Below are 12685 nucleotides of genomic sequence, written 5' to 3'. Positions count from 1 at the left end.
GAGCTCTCGAAAATGAAAGGGGGCATACGATGAAAGTCTCTGAAGAATTGCAAACAGATATTGTTATTATAGGGGGTGGCCTCGGAGGATGTGCCGCTGCACTTTCCGCCTTACAATCTGGTAAAAACGTAGTCTTGACCGAGGAGACGAAATGGATTGGTGGTCAAATTACAAGTCAAGGTGTACCACCGGATGAGCATCCATGGATTGAACGATTTGGAGCAACGAAAACCTATCAGACTTTCCGAAAAAAAATCAGAGAATACTATCTTTCCAATTATCCAGTTAAGACCAAAGAACGGATGAATGATCAATTCAACCCTGGTAATGCCATTGTTAGTAACATAAGTCATGAGCCACGAGTAGCGTTACGTGTCCTTTACGATATGTTATCGCCCTATATAAGCAGTGGAAGGCTGACGTTATTAACAGAGTATAAAATTAGTAAGGCTAAATCCGAAAATGATCAAGTTCAATCGGTAACCGTTCAGCATTCAAGAACTGGACATTCATACCAGTTAATAGGGAAATATTTTTTGGATGCAACTGAAATGGGAGATGTTTTACCACTTGCCAATGTTGAATATGTAATTGGAGCTGAATCGCAAGCCGCTACAGGGGAAGCCCATGCGCCTAAGGAACATCAACCCTACAATATGCAAGCTTTTACTTATTGTTTTGCGATTGATCATATTGAAGGGGAAAATCATACAATTGAAAAACCTGATCAATATGAATTTTGGAAGAACTATCAGGCAGAGTTTTGGCCAGCCAAACAATTAAGCTGGTGGGGACTTGTGCCTCACACATTAGAACCGATTGAGTATTCCTTTTTTTACGAACCAGAACGCTTTTCATTATGGAACTATCGAAGAATTATTGATAAAGATAATTTTGAACCAGGTATGTTTCAGAGTGATGTAACCATCGTCAATTGGCCACAAAATGATTATTGGCTAGGTCCCCTTATTGATGTAACTGATGAAGAGAAAGAAAAACATTTATATAATGCCAAACAGTTAAGTTTATCCCTGCTTTACTGGATGCAAACGGAAGCGCCTCGTCCAGATGGAGGAAAAGGATATCCTGGTATACGGTTAAGGAAAGACATTTTAGGAACAGAAGATGGCTTAGCCATGTACCCATATATCCGTGAATCACGACGAATAAAAGCACAATATACCGTAAAAGAACAAGATATCAGTGGTGAAATCGATGGGAAAGAGAGTGCCACGTTCTTTCACGATAGTGTAGGGATTGGAAGTTATCGTTTAGATTTACATCCGAGTACAGGATTGGATACGTATATTGATATTTCGTCCCATCCATTCCAAATTCCTCTCGGGAGTTTACTACCTATACGGATTCAAAATTTGTTACCGGCTTGCAAAAATATTGGCACCACTCATATTACAAATGGTTGTTATCGATTACATCCAGTGGAGTGGAATATTGGTGAGGTGGCAGGACATTTAGCGGCTTATTGTATTGATCATGAAATCATCCCACATGCGGTAAGAAATCAAGATGATAAACTAACGGATTTTCAATCGCGTTTAGCGAAAGCAGGAATAGAACTTGATTGGCCCAAAATCCACAAAATTTAAATGAAGACAAAGAGTGGAGTGGATAAACTTTGATCGCTTTAGTTGACAAAAGTATGCAAATGAAAAGCGTTGTAAGCTATACTCATTATTTTTCGGATATTAATCTACTCTTAAAAGAGAACCTTCATCAATACTCAGTTATTTTTATCAATGGTTATGACAATGGAAATCCAATGAAACTACCGTACGACACACTTGAAAATCTTTGGGATTATGTTGAACATGGTGGAATCCTATTTGGGGAACTGATCAACTGTGAGGATTTTCCGTCATCTCGCCTTTTTGGTTTCAAGCAGGATTTCACAGTTACGAACCGTCGTCTAGAAAAACTAGTGATTTCTCAAAATACTTCATATTGTAAGAAAGGTCAGTTACTCGAATGGCAAGGTGCCTTTTTAACAGGCTTCACCTTCGACACGGAACGGCTTTTAGATATAGGTCATTTCAAGGAAACCCATCAAACTGAAGAGGAAGGGCAATACCCTGGAATTGTTGTGAAAAAGCATGGGAAGGGGAAAACCATTTTTTCAACGTTTTCTTTTTTAGGTAATGAACAGAATTGGACGTTACGACCTAATTGGTTATGGAATGCATTTGTAAAATGGCTTCAGATGGAGTATCACTTACCACTACAATCAATCCAACCAATCATTCAAACATCAGAGAAATCTGATACTAAACAAACAATCGAAAAAGGGATGAACTGGTTTTTACATTCTGGAATCTTACCGAAGGAAAATGGTAGTCGTGGAGTTTATGAAAATGTCCATTCAATTCGAAGCCATATAAGTAAGGATTTCCGACCGGATTGTCATGCACATACAGCCCTTTTATTCTACCTGTATGGGGAATATGCGAAGGACCCTGAGTGGACCGAGAGATCACAACAGTTATTCAACTACTTATTTGAAGCCGGCTATCAGGATACAGATCCGAATTCAGCTACATATGGTTTTTGGAAATGGTTTCAAAGTCCGAAGAGAAATCCGGACCAAATCTTTTCTGATGATAATAGTTGGGTAACACTTGTTCTCTTATATTTGTACCGTAAAACAGGTCAAACCATATATAAAGAAAGAGGCCTATTAACAGCGTATGCTCTATTAAAAACGCAGAATAAAAATGGACTTCGCCCAGAATGTATTCGTGAACAAGAGCTAAAAGAGAAAGGAACCGCCTATTTCCAAAATTCGACGATGGCTAGTATGAATCCTCATTTTGAAGCAATTGTCCATGCTGCCTTTATACAAGCGTATTGTGTGTCAAAGGATGAAAAGTTTTTAGAAACTGCGTATCAAGGTACGTTAACTATGCTTGAGAATAAAAAGGATTTGACATTCATGTATAGCAAAACGGCTGGATATAGCAGATTTCTATTATCATTGGCCCAACTATTTGCTGTTACAAAGAGCGATACCATTCAGGAAGGTTTATATGAAGTGCTTGATTATCTAACTGAGAATCAACATAAACTTGGTGGGATCGAAGAAAGTGATAATCCGGATCCTGAACGCTATGGTACAGAGGATACGGGTGTGTTCCGAATGAATGGTGAAGGAATTGCAGACCAATTGTACACAAATAATTTCTTACTGATGAATGCTTGGGAGGCATGGAAAGCAACAGAAGACTCTAAAATTAAAAATTTTCATAAGAAACTCGCCCACTTTTTATCAAATATTCAAATCACTTCTCCAAGAAATAAATTTGATGGCGGATGGATGCGTTCCTATCATCTAGACAGCGGAGAGTATTTTGGCAATAATGGTGACACGGGTTGGGGGGCATATGTAATAGAAAGTGGATGGACGAACGCCATTATATTATCAGGCCTTATTTTAAAAGAATTAAATCAATCCTTATTAGACTAATGTGATGAGGTGTCAAGATGTCAGTTAGATGTAAGACTCTTAATAGCGATCCAGCAATTATATTTGCTAAAGAAGAGTTGCTTAAGTATTCACAACAGGTTCAAGAGCCTATAACTTATTCGTTTGTTCTAGGGTTGGATCAAGATTTTATAGAAAAAGGCTTAATTGAACAGTCTTTATTGAAAAATGATCCTGCTGTTGATGCTTTTCATTTTATACAAAAAGAACGAGAAATTTATATTATTGGAAGCAATACTAGATCAGTCCTTTATGGAGTATATCATCTCTGTAAAAAACTGTTTGGCTACAAATGGGTTCATTTTTTATCTAAAGAAAAAATACAATACAAGGACGTTCGTTTTATACCGGCTGAAATCCATAACGGAAATATGGTAAGGAGAGGGCTAGTAATTGAAAATTACGATGATATTCCTTTCCTATCGCAACTTATCGATTGGGCTGCGAAACACTATATAAATGAACTGTTTTTTACTTTTATGCTATGGGATAAAGTAAAACATATAATCGAAGAAGAGATTGAAAAAAGAGGCCTATCGATTACAATTGGCGGGCATAGCATGCACTATTTATTAATGGAACCCTCTGTTTCTGAAAAAAAGCAGATTGACTTTTCGGATGATAGCTGGAAGCATACGCTAATCGATAAAATAAAAAGCTATAGTGAAGAAACAACATCCATTAAACGAGTATCCTTATGGCCAGCCGATATTGGGATAAATGATAACGAAGACTTTTTAGCTCGCTACATAGAATTTACCGAACTCTTACAAAGTGAAATTCCTGGCATTGAGGTAGAGCATATTGCCTACAATGCAGGCTTATCCTGGGATATGTTAGAACTTCACGAAGGGTTAAATGGTTCTAGTAAAGTAAATACGCTATTTGCTTATTGGGGAAGAAATTATCAGCAATCTCTTTTGAAGGAAGAAAGAGCATTTGAGGCTTTACAAAAATGGTGTCACATAACCGAGGCCAATCAAAAGGAAATTACTATTTTTGAATATTATAGTGATCATTATATGTTAGGTGACTTATATCCTCCTTTGTTACGCAGAATTCATGAGGACATCGAAATGTACGCTAAATTAGGAATCAATTCAATGGTTAATCTAATTGTGCCTTATATAGCTAAAGAAGATGAGAAAAAATTGGCTCTTCCTTTTCCATGGGAATCGTTACAATTAATGAACAATTATTATTTTGCACGGTTAACTTGGGGAGATGACTTCCAGGAGATTGAGGAAGATTTCTACTCCATCTTCGACGAACATCGAATAAAGGTTAAAATAGCTCTAGAGTTAATGGAAAATGTGCTTTCGGAAGTATCGAAGTGGAATGTACCTCTATTTCCATATCGTGTGATTGATCCTGTAAAAATAGATAAGCATGAAGAATTAAGCGTGATTATCACTGACTTCTCAAATTGGAAAAGGGAAATCGAGCCTTTAAAAGTCGATTCCATCAAGGATGTAAATGATCCCAACAGCCTGATCACTTTTTATATTTATTATGTGTGTGAAAAGCTAGAGGATTACATACAGACATGGAGGGGAAAAGTGTGAAACAACGAATTGTTTTTATTGGTGACAGCATAACATGGTGGGGGATTAACGAGAGTGATAACATTGGAACAGGATATGTGCGATTGCTTCATGATTATTTAAAGGTTACGTATCCACAAAGGGATATTGAAATCATAAACAAAGGGATTAGCGGAAATCGGGTAACCGACCTTGCTGAGCGGTGGGAACAGGATGTAATTTCGTTTCAACCTGATATTGTTTCGATTTCCATTGGTATTAACGATGTATGGAGACAAGTAGATTCTCCTGAGATGGAGCAAGTGTTACCAGAACGTTTTGAAGAAGTGTTAGAGAATCTTCTTATAGATACGAAGGAAAAAACCAATGCTTCAATTGTCTTAATGGAACCCACTGTTATTTCAGAAGATATTCGCGGAAAAGGAAACTCTATGCTAAAACCATATATTGAAATTATCCACCGATTAGCAGAAAAATATAATGCAGGAATCGTTCCGACCCATCAGTCCTTTATTTCATTTTTAAATCATAAGAAGGACTTTCCTCTTACGATAGATGGTGTTCATATGAACACCATCGGGAATATGCTAATGGCTAAAACCTGGATAGAAGCAACTAAGGATCTGTTTGAATAAGCTTAATAAATCATGAATGGAAAGAGTAGGCTTAGAGTGTATAAAAGTTTACTCTTTCTTTTTTGAATAAGTTTAATAGATTCGCTCACAATCTAACACTTTTCGACACCCCCTTGAAGGTATAATAAGGAAAACTAACAATAGGGAGGTTCGTTTCTTGCTAGATTCTAGTCATGAATTCTATTTAAGTAGCGCTGAACGACAATTAATAATCAAAGGGATAAAACGTGGATTAAAGCGTTTTTATAAGGATAGAGAGGGAAAGCCTGATCTCGTCACCGAAAGAAACTTCATCTCCAGACAACGCGCCTCTTATGTTTTCGACTCCATCTATACAATCGCGAATCAATATCCAGAATTGAATGTGACGCCTGAAATTCGAACAGCGGGCTTATCATATGAATATGTATCGCTCTTTTTTGAAACTCGAAAAATTGTGGTCACATTTAGCCAAGTAAAACGTCCAGAAGATTTACCTGAATATAGTGAATACAGAAATGAATATACAGAAGGAAATCGGCTGTACAATCCGCAGCTATCCTTCTTCCGAGAAGATGAAGAATATAATCTCAAAAGCTACAAACATCTCGTCGTCACGTTTAATGGCTCACATGGGCCGGATCCGCTTTTTGTATGGATAGGTGCCACAACACCTGGACAAAATGCGTGGATTTATCATGAGGAATTAAACGAAAGAGTGGTTCTAGGCTGATTATAATTGTTATGCGGAGACTGTGACCAATCACAGTCTCCGTTTTTTCGTCAACCCATTCTTCAAGACCGCAAAAACAATACTTGGTTTCATTAAAATCGTCATTGGACGTTTTAGGTTCATCACTTTTATAAAAGGGCCAATTATGATGACTCTGTCCTTATGCTGCAAAACAACCACTCCTAATTAATTACATATAGACTTATTTTAAATTGCCTTTGATAAAAAAGGTACATAATATACAAAAATGAATTAAAATTTATCTATACTACATACTCGTATGTTATCTTATTGTTATCGCAACAAAGGAAGTGAACAAATGCAAACATTAAAACCAGCCATTCATTTTAACAGGGTGAATTTTCATGCGGATGAAAAACATATTTTAAAAAATATTACGGGATCCTTTTATGAGGGGACGATTACATCACTGGTTGGTCCTTCTGGAGCTGGGAAAACAACTCTCTTAAAGCTTTGTAATGGACATCTGTCACCAAATTCAGGTGAAATATACATAAAGGAAAAAGACATCCAAACATATGAACCGGTTGAATTACGTCGGGCTGTCGGAATTGGCCTGCAAAATGCACCAATGGTAAACGGGTCTGTTTATCATAATCTTGCTTTACCAATGACACTTCAAAATAAAGACTTAGAAGAAAAAGTAGCCAAGGATTTATTAGAAGATGTTGGTTTAGAAGAAGAATACCTAAATCGAGATGTCCGAGATTTATCAGGTGGACAGCGCCAAAAGGTTTCTATTGCACGCACGCTGATCAACCATCCGCAAATCATGCTGTTGGATGAAATAACATCCGCACTCGATCGAATTTCGAAACACGAAATTGAAGAACTCATCGTAAAAATCAACAAGAAGTACAATGTAACCATCATCTGGATTACCCATAATCTCCAGCAAGCCATTGAAATTGGCAATTATGTGTGGGTAATGATGGAAGGGGAAGTTATTGAAACAGGCGAGAGTGCATTGTTGAAATCTCCTACTCATGAAAAAGTAAAACAATTTGTGAAGGGGGAGATGATGGAGTGAGCACACTTGCTTTAGCAATCGCCCTGATTTTTGTGCTAATTCCAATTTTCTTATCGAAAACATTTAATCTGGGATTGGAAAAAGACACGACCATTGCAGTTGTCCGGTCAATCATTCAATTATTTGCAGTTGGCTATATTTTAAAATTTGTCTTTGATACGGAAAGTCTCATTTATATTTTTCTAATGGTCATTGTCATGATTGTGGCGGCTACACAGAATGCGAGGAAAAAAGGAAAGGCCATCAAAGGTATCACATGGAAAATCGCAACAACCTTTATTTTTATGGAGGTACTAACTCAGGCTATTTTACTCGGGTTTCAGATTACGCCAGCCACAGCCCAATACATCATTCCAATCAGCGGAATGGTTGTTGGCAACTCAATGGTTCTTGCAATTTTATTTTTAAATCGATTTACGTCTGAGGTTGACAACCATCAGGAGCAAACCGAGCTTATTCTGTCCTTAGGAGGGACACCAAAACAAGCGATCCATACACAACTGATTACGTCAATCAAGGCAAGTATGATTCCTACAATTGAAAGCCAAAAAACAATCGGACTCGTTCAACTGCCTGGTATGATGAGCGGTCAAATCATCGCAGGTGCAAATCCCATTCAAGCAGTCCAATTTCAATTGCTCGTACTCTTTTTACTTTTAACAACAGCAGCTGTCACAAGCATAATGCTCGGGTTTTTATCGTATCCAACATTATTTAACCAACGTATGCAATTTTTGAAGATGAGGTAATAACGGAAAAAATCAAAAATGCCTGAACCCTCAGGGCTCAGGCATTTACTCTATAGTTAACAGGAACTTCACTAGTTCCCTAGCTTATTTTCGAATTCATAATTTAATGTTTAAATACATGGCGTCCAATTTTAACGGCTGTTGTTCTTGAATCCAACCAACGACTTGTCGCAATTGTTGGGTTATAGAAGAACAATGCATCCTTCGCAATATTTCGCATTTCAGTGAGTGCAGCGCGCACTGCTTTTATCGACTCTTCATCAGCAGGTTTATTAATTTGACCATTTCGTACAGGTTGGAACTGGCCACGCTGATAAATTACATCTCGGATCGTATCAGGGAATTTCGGACTTTCTACACGATTTAACACAACTGCTGCAACTGCTACTTTTCCTTCAAAAGGTTCTGCTTGAGCCTCAGCTCGTACAATCCTTGCTAACAAATCTAGTTCTTCTGAAGAAAAATTATAATTCGTAGAAACACTTTTAACTTCAGTAACGACTTTCTCTGCTTTTACTGTTTCTTGCTTAGCTTCTAAGGTAGCTACTACAACTTCCTCTTTCTTTTCAACATGCATACCTTCAAATAATTTAGGCGAGTTATCATCTACTTCTGCATTTATATGTTGACCTACAATAATCAGGTCTAAATTTTCTACTTGTGGGTTCATTACTGCTAATTCTTCTAAAGTCATTCCATGTTTAGTTGCGATTTCTGACATCGTGTCACCTTTTTGTACAGTATACGCAAACGCTTGGTCTGCAAAAAATAGAGATGCTATAAAGATCGCTAGTCCTAATAGTATTTTTTTCATAGTGATAGTCCTCCTAGTTAATTTAAGTACTGGGTAACTCTCTATGACTAATTTCTATGAAAAAAATAAGTAGATTAGTATTACAGTTTCTTTACAGGTAGATTACAACTTGTCTATCTTCCAAAAACTAGTAAAAAAGACGGTTCTTTTTTAGAAAGAGAACCGTCTTCAAATCAATTTTGGCTCTTTTGAAAATAACCCTCGACGCTATTGATGTGTTGTACCATAAGGTCGCTAGCACGTTCTGCATTACGTTCTTTCATCGCTTTAAAGATTGCTTTATGGTAATTGAGTGACTCGTTCATTACCCCATATACAGTCACTCCACTTTCCTGAGAGTGCTTCACTAAATTATTAATGGATTCATATAGATTGAATAGGACAAGGTTTTTCGATGCTTTCGCAATTTTTTTATGGAACTCCAGGTTCGAACGAACATATTCTGTTTGATTGTTTTCACGAACCGAAAGTTCCATATCAACAATGGTTTGCTCGATTTCATTAAAGTCTTCAGAATTTGCCCTTGTTGTTGCTAGGTAGGTTAATTCCTTTTCTAAAAATCTACGAGCCTCAAAAATATCTTGCCAATCAGCAGAGGAAAAATAGAGCTGGAACATGAGGGAGTCAGAGAAAAACTTATCATGGTTACCTGTGATAATCGTACCTTTCTGTGTCTTTTCAATTAAACCTTGCGCTTCCAACACCTTCAGTGCTTCCCTTAATGAAGGCCTACCAACTCCAAATAAGTTCATTAGTTCTCGTTCTGGGGGAAGTTTATCACCTTCATTTAGTTTGCCTTGGAGAACAAGGTCCTTAATTTGGTTAACAATACTATCTGTAACATTCATGCGTTTCACTGGTTCAATCATTTTTCTATCACCTTTCATATCTATTACAATAATGGTAAATTTTTCCCTAGATTACTAGAAAACACCCCCCTTATAAAAATAAGAAGGGGGGAGGGGGAGAAATATTCACTTATTTGGCAATCTCCCCAGTTAAGGTTTGAGTCTTGTTGAGCCGCATTTTAAATAAATATGCACCCACAACCATAACTAGAATAGCTGTAACCAAACCGATCACAATATTTTGAGTGAATCCTAGGACGATGAATCCAAAGATTGAAGAGACACTGGAAAGCATTGCATATGGCAGCTGTGTCACCATATGATCGATAGGGTGGACCGAGCTTCCAATCGATGCAAGAATCGTTGTATCAGATAAAGGAGAAGTATGCTCTCCAAATACAGTTCCTGCTAACACAGCACCGATTACCGGAATTAAAAAAGTAACATCGATTGTTGCCACGATTTCCGCACCAATCGGAATCATAAGGCCTGCTGTACCGAGTGTGCTTCCAATTGAATAAGAAATAAAAGCTGCGAAAACAAAGAAGATAACAGGTAACCAAGCAAGCTGTAAATTCCCATCAATTAATGTTGCAAGATAATTCCCAACACCTAACGAAGAAATGACTTTCGCTGTAACTAATGCAAGGAAAAGTATGATAACGCTTGGTAGTGTTGTTTTAATCCCAGCCAAAGTAGAAATCTTTAAGTGTTCACCAGAAGTCTTTTTGATTAGCAATCTTGTTAAAATGACAAGATCGGCTGCAATCGCACCATATACCAAGGAAAGAATAATGTCTGTATTAATTAACACATCAAAAGCAGTGATTGGTCCTTCGGCACTTGAACGTCCAATCCAGATAGCAGAAATCACAGTTACGATAATTAATGTTAAAACAGGGAAAAGTAAATCTGCCATTTTTCCATCATTTCTTGTTGGAAGTTTCGTATCTTCAGAGCCTGGCACCTTACCACGTTTTGTATCAAATAAAATATCTTCTGAAACTGCACGTTCTTCATCGCGACGCATTTGGCCGACATTTATTCCAAAATAAGCAACGATAAATACGAGGATAATAGTAGTAATTGTATAATAATTGGTAGGTATAGCTAATAAAAACGCTTCTAATGCTTGATAGGAGGTAATCTCAGTGTCAGTCAGGACACCTGCAATGATGGAAGTAATAAAAGCCGCAAGTCCTGAAATGGGTATAAGTAGAGCGATTGGTGCAGAGGTTGAGTGGATTAAGTAGGAAAGTTTAGAGTGCGATACTTGGTATTTATCCGTTACTGATCTCATTACGCTACCACGGAATAGACAACTAAATGCATCATCAAACCATGTGAAAAACCCGATTAACATTGTCGCCATTTGAGCTTGAACTCTTGTTTTGGCAACTTTTACTCCCCATTCGGAAAAAGCATAAATGCCACCTGATAGATAGAGAAGGGAGGAGAGTATTCCTATTAACACAACGAATAACAAGACTTTGCCATCCCCTATTAATACATCAGCCATAATATGGTAAACATTTACAAAACTTTCAATGACATTCCATTGATTATAGAGCAGTGCGCCAATTGCGATTCCAATACCTAATGCCAAAAATAATCGCTTTGTAATCAAAATAATCGCAATCGTAACAATCGGTGGAATCAGTGAAAAAATAGTACCTTCCATATAGTTGCCCCCTTTAGAATATAAAACATTTGTAATCGCTTACAATATTTATGAAAAATCATTCGTGACTGGCCATATTAATGGGGTAAACTCAAATAGAGGCCCACAAGTCTAGTCACGAATGAATGTGCGAAAAAAGGGTTACTCCGCAATCCGATTGACTAATTTACCTAGCCCTTCAACCTCACAGACCATTTCATCTCCAGGTTTCAACCAAACTTTATCCTTCATGCCTAAAATAACGCCTTCTGGTGTTCCTGTAAAAATGACATCACCTGGTTCAAGGGTCATTGTTTGAGACAAGTCACTGATCATTTCAGCAATTGAGAAAATCATCAGCTCTGTATTTGAGTTTTGTCGTAATTCCCCATTTACCCAACATTTCAATTCTAAATTTTGAGGATTTGGAACCTCTTCAGCAGTTACAAGATAAGGTCCAATCGGAGCAAATTGATCAATCGCTTTACCATATGTCCACTGGTTGGTCCTTGTTTGAAGATCCCGTGCCGAGATATCATTTCCTGTCGCATATCCAAACACATAATCAAGCGCTTCCTCTTTTGCAATATTCTTAGCTTGTTTGCCCATCACCACAACCAATTCAACCTCATAATCTACTTGCTTGGTTGCGGAAGGCGGTACAATGTCTTCGTTATGTGCGGCAAGACTATTTTGATATTTAGAGAAATAAATTGGGTAATCCGGAACGGTAAAGTTTGCTTCTTCAACATGGGCACGATAATTCGCACCTGAACAGATAATTTTATTTGGCGTTTGTACAGCCGGTGCATATGTAATGCTTGATTCGTCTAGGAATGCATCTGATCTAGATAGCACCTGCTGAAGCTGTTCTTGTGCAGATTGGCCATTTGAAATGACTTCATCGATTGAAGCAGGGGCAATCAGACCAGCTTTTTCAGCACTAGCTCGCACATCAATTATGCCGCTATCTGTTTTAATACCTAAACGAACACCATCAGTAGCTCGAAACGAAAGTAATTTCATACACGTCACCATCCATATTAAATTTAAAACACATGCTGCACCTAGATGCATGGTCTTACCATAGAATATTGTACAATTTTTATTTTTAGAACATTTAAAAAACTATCAAGTCAAAAAAAGACGGCTCCCAAAAACAAGGAACCGTCTCTC

The 12685-nt window shown here is 37.5% G+C and carries 12 protein-coding genes; 7 read left to right on the top strand and 5 right to left on the bottom strand.

The genetic code is table 11. The features are described 5' to 3' along the window. Positions 1-29 precede the first annotated feature (29 nt). The 5 genes from CKK03_RS15355 to CKK03_RS15335 all read left to right on the top strand — a co-directional run bounded on the left by CKK03_RS15355 (position 30) and on the right by CKK03_RS15335 (position 6387). Entirely contained in the window at positions 30-1607 is a 1578-nt protein-coding gene (locus tag CKK03_RS15355) for an FAD-dependent oxidoreductase (RefSeq protein ID WP_099363422.1), read from the top strand. 29 nt (positions 1608-1636) lie between these two features. Continuing rightward, the gene (locus CKK03_RS15350; protein WP_099363421.1) at positions 1637-3478 is read left to right on the top strand and encodes a hypothetical protein; all 1842 of its coding nucleotides are present in this window, start codon (positions 1637-1639) and stop codon (positions 3476-3478) included. A 17-nt stretch (positions 3479-3495) separates the two neighbouring features. Then, on the top strand, positions 3496-5061 hold the full coding sequence (locus CKK03_RS15345) for a hypothetical protein (protein WP_099363420.1): 1566 nt from the start codon (positions 3496-3498) through the stop codon (positions 5059-5061). Continuing rightward, positions 5058-5675, top strand: coding sequence for an SGNH/GDSL hydrolase family protein (locus CKK03_RS15340; protein WP_245864144.1), 618 nt, complete (start codon positions 5058-5060; stop codon positions 5673-5675). Before CKK03_RS15345 ends, CKK03_RS15340 begins: the two co-directional genes overlap by 4 nt. A 157-nt stretch (positions 5676-5832) precedes the next feature. Next, entirely contained in the window at positions 5833-6387 is a 555-nt protein-coding gene (locus CKK03_RS15335; RefSeq protein WP_099363418.1) for a hypothetical protein, read from the top strand. Between the two features lie 30 nt (positions 6388-6417). Here the strand turns inward: CKK03_RS15335 and CKK03_RS23760 are convergent, their stop codons facing one another. Next, positions 6418-6558 (bottom strand): hypothetical protein, encoded by a 141-nt coding sequence (locus tag CKK03_RS23760; protein WP_180271266.1) that lies wholly within the window; start codon positions 6556-6558, stop codon positions 6418-6420. Between the two features lie 148 nt (positions 6559-6706). Here CKK03_RS23760 and CKK03_RS15330 point away from each other — a divergent pair, with 148 nt between their 5' ends. After that, entirely contained in the window at positions 6707-7438 is a 732-nt protein-coding gene (locus CKK03_RS15330; RefSeq protein ID WP_099363417.1) for an ABC transporter ATP-binding protein, read from the top strand. Continuing rightward, positions 7435-8187: an ABC transporter permease gene (locus CKK03_RS15325; protein WP_099363416.1), complete on the top strand. Its 753-nt coding sequence runs from the start codon at positions 7435-7437 to the stop codon at positions 8185-8187. The genes CKK03_RS15330 and CKK03_RS15325 overlap by 4 nt, the downstream gene beginning before the upstream one ends. A gap of 103 nt (positions 8188-8290) precedes the next feature. Here the strand turns inward: CKK03_RS15325 and CKK03_RS15320 are convergent, their stop codons facing one another. The 4 genes from CKK03_RS15320 to CKK03_RS15305 form a co-directional block, all read right to left on the bottom strand. Continuing rightward, complete coding sequence (locus tag CKK03_RS15320; RefSeq protein ID WP_099363415.1) at positions 8291-9001, bottom strand: cell wall hydrolase; 711 nt, start codon at positions 8999-9001, stop codon at positions 8291-8293. Between the two features lie 173 nt (positions 9002-9174). After that, positions 9175-9870 carry a FadR/GntR family transcriptional regulator gene (locus CKK03_RS15315; RefSeq protein ID WP_099363414.1) on the bottom strand — a complete coding sequence of 232 codons (696 nt, stop codon included), beginning with the start codon at positions 9868-9870 and terminating at the stop codon, positions 9175-9177. Positions 9871-9979: 109 nt separating this feature from the next. Then, complete coding sequence (locus CKK03_RS15310; RefSeq protein ID WP_099363413.1) at positions 9980-11530, bottom strand: Na+/H+ antiporter NhaC family protein; 1551 nt, start codon at positions 11528-11530, stop codon at positions 9980-9982. 141 nt (positions 11531-11671) lie between these two features. Further along, positions 11672-12535 (bottom strand): fumarylacetoacetate hydrolase family protein, encoded by an 864-nt coding sequence (locus CKK03_RS15305; protein ID WP_099363412.1) that lies wholly within the window; start codon positions 12533-12535, stop codon positions 11672-11674. Between the last annotated feature and the right edge of the window lie 150 nt (positions 12536-12685).

Origin of the sequence: Fredinandcohnia onubensis (assembly GCF_002734215.1) — a bacterium.
GTDB lineage: Bacteria > Bacillota > Bacilli > Bacillales > Bacillaceae_L > Ferdinandcohnia > Ferdinandcohnia onubensis.
This window is presented reverse-complemented; position numbering and strand designations above follow the sequence as displayed.